Raw genomic sequence first — 16,260 nt, forward strand, 5'->3', positions numbered from 1 at the left:
TCCTCCCACACCCGGCCTTCAGGCCAGGACGGTCGCACGGGCCTCCCCTCCTATGCTCGATCGGGGCCTCCAAGCCCGTCGCTCGCAGCGCTGGACGTCAGGGACCGATGAGTCAACAGCCGGATCCAGAGGCGGATCCAGAGGCGGATCCAGAGGCGGATCCAGGCGAGATCTGCGTGTTCGCCCCCGCCCCGCTGCTGACCGTCACGGTCGAGGAAGCCACCAACGGCGAGCCCGAGCTGCACGTGCACTGTGGGGGGCAAGGGTTCTGGGTCGCACGGATGATCCAGACGCTGGAGGCATCCTTGGCGCTGTGTGCCTCGTTCGGAGGAGAGACGGGCTCGGTGGCGCGCCACCTGGTCGAGGAGGCACGCATGTCCCTTCGAGGGACGTCGACCGGCAGCGCGAACCCCGCGTACGTCCAGGACCGTCGTAGCGGCGAGCGGGAAGAGATCGTCAACGTTCCCGGCGGTCCACTGACTCGACATGAGCTCGACGACCTGTACAGCGCGACGCTGACGGCGTCGCTGGGAGCGAAAGTGTGCGTGCTGACCGGCACGCAAGACCCCGAGATCCTGTCGGCGACGGTCTTCCGCCGGCTCTCGACCGACCTGGGGGCCAACGGCGTGATGGTGGTGGCAGATCTGTCCGGCGAGCAGCTGCGCCAAGCGCTTCAAGGCGGGCTGCGGATGCTGAAGACCAGCGATGACGAGCTGCTCGACGGCGGGTGGGCCGCCAGCGACGATGAGGCGGGAGTGATCGAAGGTCTGAAGAAGCTGCACGAGGCCGGCGCTCAGGAGGTGGTCGTGTCACGCGGTGCCAGGCCCGCCATGGCGCTGGTTGGCGACACGCTGCTGGCCGTGGAGCCGCCGAGCCTGGAGCCCGTCGATACGCGCGGGTCAGGCGACTCGATGACGGCAGCGCTGGCCGTCGCGCTCAGCCGCGACTTCGACCCTCCCGCGACACTGAAGTTCGCGGCTGCCGCGGCCGCCTTGAACATCACCCGCAGAGGATCGGGCAGCGGACAGCGCACCGACATCGAGCACCTCGGCGATCGCATCGAGCTGCGCCCGCTCGACGATCCCGCCGGGTCATGAACGACGACCCGCCGAGAGCGCGGAGAGCCAGGCGTCGGCACCGGAACGGTCATCTTCGTTCGGAACCTCCGCGACATGTACGTTCGCAACGCCCGCCGTGGTCAGCGGCCCGAAGACGGAGACGTGGCGCAGATCCGCAACACCATCCCAGACTTCCAGCGGTTCGCCGGTCGGGCGCTGTCGGTCGAGCAACGCACCCGAGAGCAGCTGTGGGATGAGCTGTACCGCTCGTTGCACCCGGACGTCTTCGAGCGGTTCTTCGACGGGCAGGGGTCACGGGAGGGGATCCCTGCGTTGGTCCACCGCATCCGCGCGCTCCGGGCCCGCGTGCAGAAGGCGGTTGCGGTCATGCCGGACATCATCGAAGGCGTCGAGCCCGCCGTGCGTTCCACCCTCGACGTGCCCGACGCACCCGAGCCCCTGCACGTCCTGATGGTCGGAAGCTTCTCCGCGAACGCGTTCGTGGACAGGCTCGACGGCGACGTCGCGGTGTTCCACTGCCTGGAGTGGTTCGCCGGCCGGGACCCGGCTCGTGTGCTGGTGGCCCACGAGGACACCCACGCCTGGCACCAGCTGGCCCAAGGACCCGGCCCCGGCGACGATCCGGCCTGGAGCGCCTTCTCCGAAGGGCTGGCGATCAGCGTGTCGCGGACGGTGGTGCCCGACCGCCCCGAGGACGAGTACTTCTGGTACGGGCTCGGCGGGTTCGAGGAGTGGCTGCCGTGGTGTCGGGAGCACCGCGACGAACTGCGTGAGCGGTTCCGCGAACGCCTCGATGACCCCGAGGCGGTCGAGGCATTCTTCGGTGGCGGCTTTGTCGAGGACCACTGGCGGGTCGGCTTCTTCATCGCCGACGAACTCGTGCGTGACCTCGGCGTTCCACCCCCGCAGCTCGTCCGCATGAGCGTGGAGGACGCCGGCCGAGCCATCCGCGACGCGCTTCGCTAGGGGTCGTGGTGCGCATGCGAGCTCTGCTGCTCGCCGTCACGACCACCGTGGCGGTCACGGGCGTCCCGTCCGGGGCCCAACAGGGTCCGCTCCGGTCGGATCAGGTCGTGTCGTCCTTCGACGGGACGCCGCTGTCGACGCACCTGTTCCTCCCGCCGGGGGCGACCGACGCCGCGCCCGTGCCCCTGGTGCTCCGCACCCACGGCTGGGCAGGGACCGCCGAGAGCACGCCGCACGGCACGGTCTCCCCGCTGCTCGACGCCGGCTACGCGGTGATGACCTGGGACTCGCGCGGCTTCGGCGACTCCGGAGGCCAGGTCCAGCTCAACAAGCCCGACCTGGAAGGCAGAGACGTCAGCGCCCTGATCGACTGGGCGGTCGACAACGCCCCGATCGCCGCCGACACCGACGGAGACCCCGTCGTCGGGCTCACCGGGGCATCGTACGCGGGGGGCGTCCAGACCGCGGCTGCCGCGATCGACGACCGCATCGACGCGATCGCGCCCGAGATCTCCTGGTCGGACCTGCGCTACTCGCTGTACCAGGGTGGAGTCGTGAACTCCAGCTGGGGATCGATGCTGTACGCGGCGGGCGTGCAGGCAGCGCGCACCGACGGGATCGATTCGCCGTCGGGGCCACAGACCGGAGGGTTGGCGCCGGAACTGCACCGCGCCTACGCCGAGTTCGTCGCCACCAATCAGCTCTCCGACGAGGCGCTGACGTTCCTGGCCGACAGCAGCCTCGCGCGGTACGGACACGATCGGGTGGTCGACGTCCCGACGTTGGTGATGAACGGCAGCGTCGACACCCTGTTCGACCTGACCGACGGCAACGGGATCTTCCAGCACGTCCGCGCCCAGGGCGCCCCGGCCAAGTACGTCGTCTTCTGCGGCGGCCACGTGCAGTGTCCCTACCCGGACGCCGACGACCGACAGCACCTCGACCGAGCCATCCTGACCTGGTTCGCCCGCTACCTCGACGGCCGGGACGTCGACACGGGAGCGGCGGTCGAGTACCGCACCAACGAGGCGGTGTGGCGTGCCGCAGACGACTTCCCGCCCTCGTCCGCCGTCGTCGTCACCGCCGAAGGACACGGGACGGTGATCCAGCCCGGCGCGCCCGCCGTCGACGGCCCGCCGAGGGGGCCGACGACCGGACCGCACACCACCGCCGTCCCGAACCCGCCTGGCGACCCGGCGGCGTTCACCGTCGAGGTCGCGGCTGCTGCGGGAGGTCCGCTGGAGCTCGTCGGGGTGCCGCGAGCGACCGTGACGGTGACCGGCGAGGGGCCGGTGGCGCACCTGTTCGTCAAGCTGGTGCACCGCGAGGCCGGTCACGTCGTCCACCACCAGGAGGCGTCGCTGCGCGCCGAGGACCTGTCGTCCGACCCGCAGCAGTTCGAACTGGCCCTGCCCGGCGTGGCCTACACCGTTCCTGAGGGACACCACCTCGACGTGCAGGTCGCGACGTCGAGCACCGTCCATGCGCTCGCCCGTCACCCGGCGCGGGCGGCGGTGCGGGTAGAGGTCACCGTCCCGGTGATCGGCCCCACCGCGGAGATCGGGGGGGATGGCGAGGTCCAGACCCCCGGGCCGGGCGGGGACCGTCGCGCCCCCAGCCCGCCGTCCGACCGGGGGCGGTGGAGGCTCGCGGCCACCGCGGCCGGTGTCGCGTTCGCCGCGTTCGCCGCGGGGGTGGTCGCCGTCCGACGCGGCTGATGCCCGGACGCCCTGGCCGCCGAACGGGTTGCTGCGGTGGATCTGGTCGGTGGCGACGGGATCGCGCGGGCGTCCTGTAGAACCGCGCCCGGCCGGCCGATAACTAGCCTAGGCGGACCGATCCGCCGGCCGTTTCCGCAACGTTGCGTGTGGACACGACCACGGAGAGTATATATACTCCGTCATGTAACTAGTCCGCCGGTACGACTGCGAGGTGACACCGTTAGCCGTTCAGACCGCCAGCGACGCGGCGGCCCCTCGGGCCGTCTGCCTCTGCTGGTCGCCGCGGCGTTGATCATCCTGGCCCAGACCGGGGTGGTCTACCTCGCCGTGGATCACCTCGGGGAGCGGGGCCTGCGGTCGACGAGCCGGCCCGCGGTGACCGGCACGCCGTCCCACGAGGTGACGGACCCTCTCCGCGTCGACGCCCCGCAGCGGTCGTCACCACCGCCCGTCGCGGTCACGGCCGATGGAGTCGCCGGAGGCGGAGAGCAGGTGTCGGGCGCGACGTCGGACGCCACCACGCCGGGCCGGGCATCCGCCGGTCAGCGCAGCCAGCCCAAGAAGAACGCTGACCGTGGCCGTCCCGGCACCCAGCCCAAGAAGAACGCTGACCGTGGCCGTCCCGGCACCCAGCCCCAGGCCCCCGCCGCCCCACAGGCGCCACCTCGACAGCAGCCGCCCGCGGCGCCCGCGCCTGCCCCGGCCCCGCCGCCACCGGCGCCTGAACAGCCGACCTGCGAGGCCGACAAGCCCTCCGAGCGCGCCGGCGACCCCGCCTGCCGTGGGAACACCGCGGACCCCGGCCCGGGCCGCGCCAACCCACCCGCCCCCGCCGGCAAGTCCGACGACGCCGGCGGTTCCCGGGGCGCACCACCCGGGAAGCGCTGAGCCAGCCGTCAGGCGGCGACGACCACCCAATCCTCGGAGGCCTCCCCCGGGTGGTAGGGGGCGTCGACGCGCTTGGCCAGCAGGCCGGGCAGCTGCCGGGCGCGGGCAGCGTCGAGCAGTGCGGTCCCGTGACCGACGTGGTGGCGGGGCGCCTGCCACGCGGAACCGGCCAGGTCCAGGTCGTGCAGCAGGGCTCGGCGCTCGCGGTACGCAAGCTCGGTGGTCGGGTGGCCCTCGAGCCACAGCAGGTCGACGAACAGTGCCGCCACCGGCCGGTCGCCCGCCAGGCGCCGAGCGCGCGCGTCATCACCGGCGGTGAGCCGCCGCTCGACCACGGCGCGGTCGTTGGTCGGCTGCCCGTCCCGGTCGACCGCGACGATCACCGCGTCCAGGATCGTCTCGACGGCGGCCAGGCGGCGCCCGACGCGGCGCACCTCCGGGAAGCTGACGGAGACGTCGCCGCCGTCGCCGTCGGTGATGGTGACGTGGCCGGCGTCGTTGGCCATCAGCACCCGTTCGCCGACCCAGCGGATCTCGAAGGCCCATCCCGGCCCGTGGGGGAGGTCTCCCGCCACCGCCCGCATCGGCCGCAGGTCGGCGGGGATGGGCCGCCGATCGGGGTCCTGCGGCGGGTCCATGCGGTGGATCATCCAGTCACGGTCGCCGAGCGGGAACAGGGCGTAGGTGCCGCGGACCCGCTGACCGTGCAGCGTGACCACGACCTTGTCGTCGCGGAAGGTCCGCTCCTGGTAGGTGCCCCGGTCCCAGATGTCCATGCGGCCCGCGCCGTACTCGCCGGCGGGGATCTGTCCGTGGAAGTCCAGGTAGTCCAGCGGGTGGTCCTCGGTGTGGACGGCGAGCCGGTTGTCGGCGGGGCGCCAGGGGATCCCCTGCGGCAGCGCCCACGACGCCAGCACGCCGTCGCGCTCGAGCCGCAGATCCCAGTGCAACCGGGTCGCGTCGTGCTCCTGGATCACGAACCGCCGCTCCCCGCTCGGTGGGAGCGGGAGCGCATCCCCGGCCGGCTCTGGGGTCGTGGCGAAGTCTCGGAGCTGGCGGTAGTGCGCGAGCCGGTCGGACACCCCACCAGGCTGCCGCTCCGGTCCCCTGCGGCGCCACCTCCACGGTCCGTCCGCGCGGCCACAGGCGACCCGACGTTCGGTCGTCGGTCCGTCCCCGCCGGCGCCCCACACAGCGGCAACATGGCCGACGAGGAGGATGGACCATGGCGAGGGCAACCTGGTCGGGCTACATCAGCTTCGGGCTGGTGACCGTCCCCGTGAAGCTGTACTCGGCGGTGCGCAGCCACGATGTCCACTTCCGGCAGCTGCACGAGACCACCCACGCGCGGGTACGCCGCCGCCGGGTCGACGAGCAGACCGGCGAGGAGGTGCCCTACGACGAGATCGTGAAGGGCTACCCGGTCGACAGTGACGAGTACGTCGTCGTCGACCCCGAGGAGCTCGAGCAGCTCGACCCTGAGGCGCGTCGGACGGTCGACATCCAGGACTTCGTCGAGCTGGCCGAGATCGACCCGATCTACTACAACAGCCCGTACTACCTGGCCCCGGCCGACGAGAGCGCCTTCAAGCCCTACGACCTGCTGGTCGAAGCGATGCAGCGCTCCGAGAAGGTCGGCATCGCCAAGTTCGTGATGCGCAACAAGGAGTACCTCGCCGCGATCCGGGCCCGCGACCACGTCCTGCTGCTGTCGACCATGAACTACGCCGACGAGGTCGCCGACCCAGCCGAGATCGAGGGCGTCGAGGACCGCCCACGCGAGATCCGCGAGCGGGAGGTCACGATGGCTGAGCAGCTGATCGAGTCGTTGACCACCGAGTTCGACCCGGCCCGCTACCACGACGAGTACCAGCAGCGGCTGGTCGAGTACCTGGAGGCCAAGGCAGAGGGTGAGAAGGTCACGGTCACCGCGCCGCCGGAGGAACCCGGCGGGGTGGTCGACCTGATGCAGGCCCTCGAGGCCAGCCTCGGCCGTGACCGCGACCGCTCCGCCGGTGAGGACCGTTACGCCGACCTCACCCGCGACGAGCTGTACGAGCTCGCGCAGGAGCGCGACATCCCCGGCCGGTCGAAGATGAGCAAGGACGAGCTCGCCGGTGCGCTCCGCGACGCCGACCGCGAGCAGCGCGCCGCCAGTTGACGACCAGCCGGCACCACCCGGTCGCCGAGGCGGTCACCCGCCGAGACGTTCCAGTCGCTGCTCGACGTCGCGGACCTCCGCACGCGCCGCGTCGCGCTCGTCCGCCAGTTCGCTGGCGCGTCGGCGTTCCTCGCGGGCCTCGGATCTGGCCTGCTGTGCCTGGCGCCGCAGCCGCTGCGCGCGCGCGTCGGCGTCCGCCGCCCGCCGCTCCTGGCGTTCGACCGCGCGCTCCAGGTCGCCCAGCCGGCTGTGGACCTCACGCAGGCGCCGCCGCAGCGCCGAGCGTTCAGCGGCCGATTCAGCGGGCGTGTCGTCCTCCGCCCCGTCGGAGGGAAGCGCCGCGAGACCCGCGAGCGTCCCGAACCCCGGCGACGTGGTCGCCCGGACCAGGCGGCCGCGGGCGACCGCGTCGCGGACCTCGTCGTCGACCGCGGCGGCGTGCAGGGTGGCGGTGACGTCGTCACGGTGGGTTGCGGGAGAGCTGCCGAGCTCCTGGATCAGGTCGGCTGCGGCGGCGGTGAGGCGGTCGACCACGTCGCGCAGGTCGTCGACCGCCCCGCGCAGCTGGCCATCGCGGCCGCTCAGCGCCCGCCTTTGCGCCCGACGGACACGGTCGGCCGCGGCGAGCAGCTGTCGGACGTCGTCGGGGTGGCGGCGGGTGAGCTGGTTGACCGCCCAGGCGGCGATGGTGGGCCTGCGCCGAGAGGACAGCTGCTCGGCGGCATCCCGATCTCCTGCGTCGCGGAAGCGGCCGACGAGTTCGTCGCGGGTCGCGACGAACTCGTCAGGTGGGACGGCGTACACCTGATCGATGGCCTGCTCGACGTCCACCGATCCCCCTGTGTCGGCCGTTTCGGCGACGCCACTTAAACAGGCGGCGCGGTCGTGGCCACCGACGCGGGAACGGCGTCACGCCCCGTCCGGGCAGCCGGGACTGTGGACCCGGCGCCCCCTACGGTCGGAAGCCGTGGAACAGGAGGACACGGTGGCCTTCCCGCGGATCCGGCTGCGTGCCGCGCCGCCGCAGACTCTCCTGCAGATCTACCTCAGCGACCACCTGGCCGCTGCCGTCGGGGGAGTGGAGCTGGCCAAGCGTGCGTGGCGCAACAACCGGGACGGCGACCTGGAGCCGTTCCTGCGGGCGCTCGCCGCCGACCTCCAGCAGGATCGACGTGACCTCGAACGCATCATGCGCCACCTCGACGTCGCTGGCTCCCGCCCGAAGCAGGCCGCGGCGGTGGCGCTGGAGCGGGTCGGCCGCGCCAAGCTCAACGGTCAGCTGATGGGTTACTCGCCGCTCAGTCGCCTGGTGGAGATCGACGCGCTCGTGGTCGCCGTCGCGACCAAGCTCAACCTGTGGCGGAACCTCGATGCAGCGCTTCCGACGACCGCGCTGCCCGCCGACGTCGACCTCGACCGTCTGATCCGGCGTGGCGACGATCAGCACCGGGCGCTGCAGGAGCGGCGCGTCGACGTCGCTCGTCACGCGTTCGCCGGTGCGGTCGCGTCCGGACGCTGACCGTGGCCGGTTGGCACCCTGACCATCGCGTGCGGTGGCCGGTCATCCACCAGCGCTGGCGCGATCTGACGTTCCTGCACTGGCGCTATCCGCCGCAGACCCTCCAGGCGCAGCTGCCCCCCGGGTTGCAGGTCGACACGTTCGACGGCAGCGCCTGGGTCGGGATCACACCGTTCAGCTTGACCTCGCGGGCGCTCCCGGTCGTCCCCACACCACACTTCAGCGCCGATGAGGTCAACGTGCGCACGTACGTGCGTCGCACGGACGGAACCGACGGGCTGTGGTTCTTCAGCCTCGACTTCAACCGGACGGCGGTCGTGGTGGCCGCGAGGGTCACGCTCGGGTTGCCGTACCGGCGCGCGTCGATCTCGGTGCAGCGCGACGGCAGCCGTGTCCGGTACCTGGCCCGTCGCGCTGGCCGCCAGGGACCGCACCTGCGGCTCGACCTCGACGTCGTCGACGACCTGATCCGGGACCACGTCAGCGAGCTCGAGGTGTTCCTGGTGGGGCGCTGGCAGCTGTTCACCCGGATGTTCGCCACGTTGCTGACCGTCCCGGTCGAGCACCAGCCATGGCCGTTACAGGACGCACGCGTCGCCGACCTGTCCGAGGATCTGCTGGTCGCCGCCGGGCTCACGCCGCCCGACGGCGCCCCGCACGTGCTGTTCTCCCCGGGGGTGGACGCCAGAGTGGGTGCGCCACGGCCGGATGCGATGACCAGCAGCCCTGCAGCACGCAGCCGCTACCGGTAAGAGGGAAGGGGCGTCGACGTGGCGCGGACCGCGATCATCACGGGGGCCAGCTCGGGCATCGGGAAGGCCACCGCCGTCGCGCTGGCCGAGAGTGGCTACGACGTGGGCGTCACGTGGCACGAGGACGAGGCCGGCCTGAACGGCACCGTCGAGGAGGTCCGCGCCGCCGGGCGCCGCGTGGCGGTCCGCCACCTCGACCTGGTCGATCCCGGCGCGGGCCCTGCGGTCGTGGACGAGCTCACCGACGAACTCGGCCGCCTCGACGTGCTGGTCAACAACGCCGGATGCGGGCACTCGGCTCCGTTCCTGGATCACGACGCTGACGCCTGGAGACACGTCCTCGATGTGGACCTGACCGGGGCGTTCCTGTGCATGCAGGCGGCCGCTCGCCGCATGACGCGCAACCGCGACGGCGGGCGCATCATCGCCGTGACGTCCGTGCACGAGCACGTCCCCCTGGCCGGGTCGGTCGCCTACTGCGCGGCCAAGGGGGGCCTGGGCCTCGTCGTCAAGGTGGCGGCGCTGGAACTCGCTGAGCACGGCATCACCGTCAACGCCGTCGCTCCCGGCGAGGTCTCCACCAAGATGACCGGTCAGCAGGACCAGGACCCGGCCGACAACCCACGACCCGGGATCCCGCTGGGCCGCCCCGGCCACGCCGGCGAGATCGCGCACGCCATCCGCTGGCTGGCATCACCCGAGGCGTCGTACGTGACCGGGGAGTCGTTCGTCGTGGACGGTGGCCTCCTGCTCATGGCGGCGCAGGCCAACAGCATGCTGGTGTGAGTGGCGCGACGTGAAGGCACTGCTGCTGGTCGCCGGATCCGTCCTGATCGTCGTCGGCATCACCGATCTGGTGTGGACCACGATCGCGGTGGCCGGCGGGCGTGGGCCGGTCACCGACGTGATGGCACACCGCATGTGGCGGCCGGTGGTCCGCGGTGACCGCAGCCACCGCACCCTGCAGCTCGCCGGGTACGCCATCACGCTGAGCGTCCCGGTGGCGTGGGTGGTCCTGGTCTGGGGCGGGTGGTCGCTGGTGTTCCTGTCCAGCCACGGTTCGGTGGTGGACGCGGCGACGCAGCAGCCCGCCCCCGCCGTCGCCAAGGTCGCCTACGCGGCGGGAGCGTTGTCAGGAGCCGGCGCCGGGTACACCGCCGGAGCACCGGTGTGGCAGCTGGCCAACAACGTGGCTGCGCTACTGGGCCTGGCGATGTTCACGCTCGCCGTCACCTACATCTTCCAGGTCGTGACCGCCGTGTCGAGGGCGCGGGCGCTCGCCTCACGCATCGACGGGCTGGGGAATTCGCCGGCCGACGCCGTCGCCGCCGCGCTCGGCGAGCGGCAGCTCGGTGACCTGCCCAGCCACATCGTCACGATCACCGACGGTCTGGCCCTGATCGGGCACGACCACCTGTCGCTGCCCGTCCTGTACTACTTCCACGTCGGGCGGCGGGGCGCGTCGATCCCGCGCAACGTCGCCATGTTCGACGAGCTGATCACGATCGTCGAGTACGCGCTCGACGATCCCCATCCCACCGTGGTGCGCCCGGCCCGGGAGGCCGTCGACCAGTTCATGGACACGCTGCGGCTGTCGGTCGAGATCCCGCCACCACCGCCACCGCCTGACCTGTCGTCGCTGCGCCGGATCAGCGACCAACTCGTCGACGACGACGCGTTCGTGTCCGCGGTGGACGATCTCGCCGACCGCCGAGCGCGTCTGCGGGCGCTGGTCAACCAGTACTCCTGGGAGTGGTCGACCGACGTGGACCCGTCCATCGCGGGTGGACGCCCAGCGGACGCCGGGTGACCGGTCGGCGACGGACGGGGCCTTGCGCGAACGGCCGGTGCGCCGCTCGGGCGGGGGGCGTCCGGCCACGGTGACCGCAGCCTGAGGCCACCACAGCTCGGCACCGTGGGACGACTTTGTCGAGGGCGGGGAGACGACCGTGGATGCCATCGAGTTCCTGACCCGACAGCACCGTCAGGTCGAGGACTTCGAGGAGCACCACGCCGTCGAGCTGCTCCTGCAGGAGGTGACCGACGCCGACCCCTCCGACGAGCGCTTCGACGCAAAGATCAGCGTCATCCAGGAACAGGTCCAACACCACGTCCAGGAGGAGGAGCAGGAGCTGTTCCCGCAGGTCCGCGACGGGCTGGGCGACGATGCGCTGCAGGAGCTGGGCGATCAGATGCGGCAGGCCGCCGAGCGGGGCGGGCAGAAGCCCACAAGGACGACCTGTACCAGGAGGCACAGGAGCTCGACGTCGAGGGCTGCTCGAAGATGGACAAGGACGAGCTCGCTGAGGCCGTCGAGGAGCAACGGTAACGGCCGGCGGCCTGCGTTCGGCGCGGTGTCGCAGAGACTCGGCCGGCTGTCGGTGAGGTGAGGCGTGGCCTACAACGAGGACGTCGCACACCGAGTTCGGGAAGCGTTCGCGAACGCCGACGTGGTCCCGATCGAGCGGCGGATGTTCGGTGGTGTCGCGTTCATGGTGCACGGACACATGACCGTTGGGATCGTCGGTGATGATCTCATGGTCCGGGTCGGGAAGGAGGCGTACGGGGACGCTCTCGCGCGACCGCACGCCCGTCCGATGGACTTCACGGGCAAGCCGATGACGGGCATGGTGTATGTGGCAGCGGAAGGCTTCGCTGACGCGGCGGATCTGCGCGATTGGATCCAGAGGGGTCTGGCTTTCACGGGATCGCTGCCACCGAAGTAACGACAGGCAGCGTCGACGGGCTCAGGGTCGTCGGCCGGACAGGCGCGTACCGCCACGTCGCTGTCCGCGACGAGAACGCCGGTGAGCGCGTGACCGCGGTCGTGCCGCACGTTTACGCTTGAACCCGGCCGACCACGGGTGGCTCGAGGGATGCCATTGGACGTCCGCGTCAATCGCGGTCTCTGCATCGGTTCGGGGGTGTGCGCGCGGATCGCTCCCGGCACCTTCGAACTCGACGACGAGGGTGTCGCGGTCGTCGTCGATCCGCGAGCCGACTCCAGGACCGCGGTCGTTGCGGCCGCCGAAACCTGCCCGACCGACGCGATCGCCGTGTTCGACTGCGGTCGACGGATCGCCTGACTTCCCGCCGCGTCGACGCAGGGTCGACGCGTGTCTCCCCGGCCGGATCGAACCGCCGTTCAGCGCTCCCGCTTGGGTCCGGTCTCTTCGGTCGCGGCCCTCTCGGCGCGCGATTCGATGAAGAACGCGCCCAGTGCGGCAGCCATGGACGCGAACACCACCACGGCGTAGGTGGACAGCAGCAGCGACAGGACCCTCCCCGGCACGGTCACAGGCTCGAACACCAGCGTGGACGTGACCGCGAGGTTGGACGACCACCACAGCGCCTCCCCGAGGGAGGTGACCGCTCCGGCCGCGCCCTGTTCGAGGACGAAGAGCAGTTGTCCGCCCGACAGGATCACCACGCCGGTCGTGGCAGCCAGGAACGTCAGGCGCCCGTGGAGGAGGCCCTGCGCCGTGCCCACGGCGCGGTACGACGATCCCAGGACACGAGCGGTGGGCAGGACCCGGGCCAGGCGAGCGGCGGGGACCAGGCGCAGGATGCGCAAGGCGGGGAGCGCCAGGAAGATGGCCGAGGGCCAGCGTCGCTGCAGGAACCTCACCGGCCGGCCGGACACCCCGAGCTTGACCACGAACTCCGCGACGAACACCACCCAGATCACCGTGGAGACGAACGACAGCTCGTTGCGCTGGTCGCTGGGCGCGATCAGCTCGTAAGCGACCAGACCGGTCCACACGATCGCCAGTGCCGCCATGACCGGATCGAGCCGACGTTCGACGATCCCTGCCAGACGTTCGCGATGACTGGTTTCGCGTTCCGGATCCGGGTCGAGCGTGTCGGCGATCCCGTGGTCCTGGTTGCCCATCCCCGTCCTTCCGACGTCGACCGGGACAGCATGGCCGTCGTCGTGTGCAACATCGAACGTGGCGACTACCGAATCACCGATCGGAAGATGCGCAGCAGCCGGTCGACGTGCGCCTCGAAGGTGAAGTCGAGCGCTTGGGTTGCGACCGCGCCGCGGCACCGGCTCATCTGCTCCGTGTCGTGCAGCTTCGCCGCCAGATCATCGACGTCGTCGTAGAGGATCCCGATCCCGCGTTCCGCGACGAGGTCCTGAACCGCCACGGCTGAGCCGGGGCTCGCCTGCTGCAGGACCGGGACACCGGCCGCCACCAGAACGGACAGGCGCGCGGGCGCGTTCAGGTCGTTCCACGTCGCGCAGGTGAGGTCCCCGCGGTTGCTGCTGGCGACCCGGTGCATCCAACCGGCGTCGTACTGCGCCAGCTCGGCCGCCCAGCTGCGCTGGTCGACGTGCGGGTGGATGTGCAGGTGGTCGGGGGCGGCCGCGACCGCGTCGTCGATCCAGGTCGCCCACGCCCCTTTCGGGCCCGGGCCCCGGACCAGCCCGTAGAGGTGCATGTGGATGCGGTGGGCGGCGAGCTGCCCGACGAGCGCGGCGTCGAGTCCCACCGGGCGCCCAAGCGCCACGGTGTGGATCTCGCCGTCGACGTCCGAGAGTCGGGGGCGGGGCGCTCCGTCGAACCAGTCGCACTTGGGCAGGTCGCCGTCGACGACGTGCGTGGTGGTGGGGTCGCGTGCCCCCGGCAGGGCGGCCTCGAACCAGTCGCGTTCGAGGGCGGTGGAGTAGATCACAGCGTCCGCGTGGCGGTGCAGGTCCGCGAGCAGCGGCCAGGTTCCCCGCACGAGGCAGCGCTGTGGCGCCTCCTTGAAGTGCCACACCAGCGGCACGCCGAGGTCAGCGTCGAGGATCGCGTGGACGAGCGGAACGGCCCGCCAGTTCAGCAGGCCGTAAATCACGTCGGGTCGCAAGTCGCGGATGGCCTCGCGCCACCCGCTGTCCGGGAGGTCACGGACGTGGCCGAACGGGAGCGGCCCCACGGTCTGGTCGGCTAGGGGGTCTTCGATCCACAGGCCGTGCAGCTGGTGGCCGCGCTCTTCGAACGCCAGGACGCGCTCTGGGTTGAACGCCAACTCCCCGGCCAGGACGATCCGCAACCCGTCGGGGTCGGGGTGGTGGCGGCGGCCACGGAACCGCGCGTACAACCCGTGTTCGTCGATCGGCCAGCTGTCACGGGACTCGAACCGCAGTGGCGTCGCGATGCGGTACCGGCGGCGGAAGGTGTTCAGGCCGCCGTCGTGCGTCTCGCGCAACGTACGGTGACGCTGACCGGGGTGGCGGACCCATTCGCACGTGACTCGTCCGGTGCTGATCGTCCTTCCGCGGCCACGCAACCGGCGCCAGAACAACCGGTCGAGATCATCGCTCTCCACCTCGTCGCGTTCGGTCCAGCGGTCGGTGCCTGCCCGGTGCATCACCTGCACCAGTTGGAGGCCGTCGGTGGCGGCGCCCCGCGCCGGGGACCAACGCCAGGACGACCTCGGGATCGTCGAAGCAGACCGCCAGCGTGGACAGGTGCTCGGCGTCGATCACGTCGTCGGACGGGAGGTAGGCGATCAGCGGCGCTCGTGCGAGATCGAGGCCGACGTTGCATGCGGTCCCCAGCCCGTGGTTGGTCGCGAGCCGGACGTGATGGATGCGCTGATCGGCCGCAAGACCCGCGATGGTCTGCGGCGTGGCGTCGAGGGAGCCGTCGTCGACGATCACCAGCTCCCATTCGGTGAGGGTCTGACGGCGCAGGCTCGCGACCGCACGCGGCAGGAACGCCGCCTGCCCGTACGTGGGCATCACCACAGAGACGGCGGGACGAGGCGCCGCCACGCCGCCACCGGATTCGTCTCGCCGGCCGTCTGGCGGCCGGGCCCCCGCCGCGATCGCCGTTCTCCGATCGGTCACCGACCGCCGACCGTAGCTCCACGCCGCGCCGTGTTCGTACAGTGCGGGTCGCCGTGGTCGAAGCGGGCCTCGCCCTCGACGGATGCCGCGAGGACTGCCCCGAGCCCGACCGCGTCGAGGGTGTCGCCTGCTGTCTCAAGCCACGCTGACGTCGCCGCAACCACATGGAACCATGCGGTGTGCTAGGCGTATCGCAATATCCGAGGAGGCCGGAAGATGAGTCGTGGGGTGATCGACGAGGTGGTGGAGGCCAACCGGCGGGTGGCCGCAGGTGTTGCAACCAGCCTGTCGTCCCGACCGGCGCGCGCATTGGCGATCGTCGTCTGCATGGATGCGCGGATCGATCCCCTCGTGGACTTCGGCCTCGCCCGAGGCGACGTCCACGTCATCCGCAACGCCGGTGGGCGGGTCACCGAGGACGTCTTGCGTTCGCTCGCGGCGTCGTGGTACTTCCTCGACAGCGGCGCGGTCATGGTGGTGCACCATACGGACTGTGGGATGTTCACCTCGGATCCCGACGAGCCGCGCCGCCAGCTGGAGCGGATGGCGGGTTCGGACCTCGGCGACGTCGATCTCCTGGCGTTCACCGACGAGGACGGGTCGGTGCGTGAGGATGTCGACAAGATCCGCTCCTGGTCGCTCACTCCACAGGACACCGAAGTACGCGGGTTCGTCTACGACCTGGGGAGCGGCCTCCTGCGCGAGGTGGCCGGCGATACGTGATCAGGGCCGGCCGAAGGCCTCACGCCCCGCTGGAGTGAGCAGCACAACGAGCGCGGCGGCGCTCACGGCCATCACGACCGCGCTGATCCATCCGCGGAACGGGAACGCCGCCGACAGGAACGCCAGACCGTTGACGACGAGGCCCGCCCACCACGCCCACCGGGCGACGACGAGCGCGCCCGCGGCGACGACCGCGTAGAGCAACGCACCGACGGCGAACCCGATCGCCACGGGCAGGATCATCCGGCCCGGGCCCAGATCCTCGATGACCGGGATCCCGAGGCCGAGGTGGGCCAGCATCATCACCGCCGACCCGACGACCCCCAGAAGGGCCAGAACGGCAACGGCCGTGGCGGCAGGAGGTCGCGTCGAGGACGGGGTGTGAGTCGCCATGGGATCCGAGGTTACCGACCGACACCCGACTGGGAGAACCGTGCAGACGCGCGTCGGCCCTCCACGATCGCCTCGACCGACGCCCCACGGTCGAGGTCACCACACCGACCGCGAATCGTCCGGCGTTGAAGTAACGTTTCGACGGCCTCGATCCGGCTGTTGCTCGATCCGCCCTCCGAGCGGATCGCGGGCGGGACGAGACCAGGACAAGCGGCA

Annotated in this window: 17 protein-coding genes and 1 pseudogene; 13 read left to right on the plus strand and 5 right to left on the minus strand. The window is 71.3% G+C overall.

The genetic code is table 11. The features are described from left to right. The first annotated feature begins 107 nt into the window (after window positions 1-107). From KY462_06105 to KY462_06120, 4 genes are all read left to right on the plus strand, one after another. A complete protein-coding gene (locus KY462_06105; protein MBW3577302.1) occupies window positions 108-1,097 on the plus strand; it encodes a phosphofructokinase in 990 nt (329 codons plus the stop codon). A 123-nt stretch (window positions 1,098-1,220) separates the two neighbouring features. Next, window positions 1,221-2,045 (plus strand): hypothetical protein, encoded by an 825-nt coding sequence (locus tag KY462_06110; protein MBW3577303.1) that lies wholly within the window; start codon window positions 1,221-1,223, stop codon window positions 2,043-2,045. A 14-nt stretch (window positions 2,046-2,059) separates the two neighbouring features. Then, window positions 2,060-3,763 (plus strand): hypothetical protein, encoded by a 1,704-nt coding sequence (locus tag KY462_06115; GenBank protein MBW3577304.1) that lies wholly within the window; start codon window positions 2,060-2,062, stop codon window positions 3,761-3,763. A gap of 291 nt (window positions 3,764-4,054) precedes the next feature. Then, window positions 4,055-4,654: a hypothetical protein gene (locus KY462_06120; protein ID MBW3577305.1), complete on the plus strand. Its 600-nt coding sequence runs from the start codon at window positions 4,055-4,057 to the stop codon at window positions 4,652-4,654. Between the two features lie 8 nt (window positions 4,655-4,662). Here the strand turns inward: KY462_06120 and KY462_06125 are convergent, their stop codons facing one another. After that, entirely contained in the window at window positions 4,663-5,736 is a 1,074-nt protein-coding gene (locus KY462_06125) for an ATP-dependent DNA ligase (GenBank protein MBW3577306.1), read from the minus strand. 143 nt (window positions 5,737-5,879) lie between these two features. Between KY462_06125 and KY462_06130 the strand changes: the two genes are divergently transcribed. Further along, window positions 5,880-6,815, plus strand: a complete 936-nt coding sequence (locus KY462_06130) for a Ku protein (protein MBW3577307.1) — start codon at window positions 5,880-5,882, stop codon at window positions 6,813-6,815. Window positions 6,816-6,848: 33 nt separating this feature from the next. On the opposite strand, the gene KY462_06135 is transcribed toward KY462_06130, so the two are convergent. Continuing rightward, the gene (locus KY462_06135) at window positions 6,849-7,646 is read right to left on the minus strand and encodes a hypothetical protein (GenBank protein ID MBW3577308.1); all 798 of its coding nucleotides are present in this window, start codon (window positions 7,644-7,646) and stop codon (window positions 6,849-6,851) included. A gap of 136 nt (window positions 7,647-7,782) precedes the next feature. On the opposite strand from KY462_06135, the gene KY462_06140 reads away from it, so the two are divergent. The 7 genes from KY462_06140 to KY462_06170 all read left to right on the plus strand — a co-directional run bounded on the left by KY462_06140 (window position 7,783) and on the right by KY462_06170 (window position 12,172). Next, window positions 7,783-8,334 (plus strand): hypothetical protein, encoded by a 552-nt coding sequence (locus tag KY462_06140; protein ID MBW3577309.1) that lies wholly within the window; start codon window positions 7,783-7,785, stop codon window positions 8,332-8,334. 2 nt (window positions 8,335-8,336) lie between these two features. Beyond that, window positions 8,337-9,086 (plus strand): DUF2071 domain-containing protein, encoded by a 750-nt coding sequence (locus KY462_06145; GenBank protein ID MBW3577310.1) that lies wholly within the window; start codon window positions 8,337-8,339, stop codon window positions 9,084-9,086. An 18-nt stretch (window positions 9,087-9,104) separates the two neighbouring features. Beyond that, window positions 9,105-9,872 (plus strand): SDR family oxidoreductase, encoded by a 768-nt coding sequence (locus KY462_06150; GenBank protein ID MBW3577311.1) that lies wholly within the window; start codon window positions 9,105-9,107, stop codon window positions 9,870-9,872. 10 nt (window positions 9,873-9,882) lie between these two features. Further along, window positions 9,883-10,896, plus strand: coding sequence for a hypothetical protein (locus KY462_06155; GenBank protein MBW3577312.1), 1,014 nt, complete (start codon window positions 9,883-9,885; stop codon window positions 10,894-10,896). Window positions 10,897-11,035: 139 nt separating this feature from the next. Next, on the plus strand, window positions 11,036-11,476 hold the full coding sequence (locus KY462_06160; GenBank protein MBW3577313.1) for a hypothetical protein: 441 nt from the start codon (window positions 11,036-11,038) through the stop codon (window positions 11,474-11,476). A 3-nt stretch (window positions 11,477-11,479) separates the two neighbouring features. After that, window positions 11,480-11,812: a TfoX/Sxy family protein gene (locus KY462_06165; GenBank protein ID MBW3577314.1), complete on the plus strand. Its 333-nt coding sequence runs from the start codon at window positions 11,480-11,482 to the stop codon at window positions 11,810-11,812. A 150-nt stretch (window positions 11,813-11,962) separates the two neighbouring features. Beyond that, a complete protein-coding gene (locus KY462_06170) occupies window positions 11,963-12,172 on the plus strand; it encodes a ferredoxin (GenBank protein MBW3577315.1) in 210 nt (69 codons plus the stop codon). Between the two features lie 59 nt (window positions 12,173-12,231). On the opposite strand, the gene KY462_06175 is transcribed toward KY462_06170, so the two are convergent. After that, window positions 12,232-12,978: a hypothetical protein gene (locus KY462_06175; protein MBW3577316.1), complete on the minus strand. Its 747-nt coding sequence runs from the start codon at window positions 12,976-12,978 to the stop codon at window positions 12,232-12,234. A gap of 65 nt (window positions 12,979-13,043) precedes the next feature. Further along, window positions 13,044-14,820, minus strand: a pseudogene (locus tag KY462_06180) (glycosyltransferase). A 324-nt stretch (window positions 14,821-15,144) separates the two neighbouring features. On the opposite strand from KY462_06180, the gene KY462_06185 reads away from it, so the two are divergent. Beyond that, on the plus strand, window positions 15,145-15,651 hold the full coding sequence (locus KY462_06185) for a carbonic anhydrase (protein ID MBW3577317.1): 507 nt from the start codon (window positions 15,145-15,147) through the stop codon (window positions 15,649-15,651). Here the strand turns inward: KY462_06185 and KY462_06190 are convergent, their stop codons facing one another. After that, window positions 15,652-16,044, minus strand: a complete 393-nt coding sequence (locus KY462_06190) for a hypothetical protein (protein ID MBW3577318.1) — start codon at window positions 16,042-16,044, stop codon at window positions 15,652-15,654. Window positions 16,045-16,260 lie beyond the last annotated feature (216 nt).

The organism is Actinomycetota bacterium (assembly GCA_019347675.1).
GTDB lineage: Bacteria > Actinomycetota > Nitriliruptoria > Nitriliruptorales > JAHWKO01 > JAHWKW01.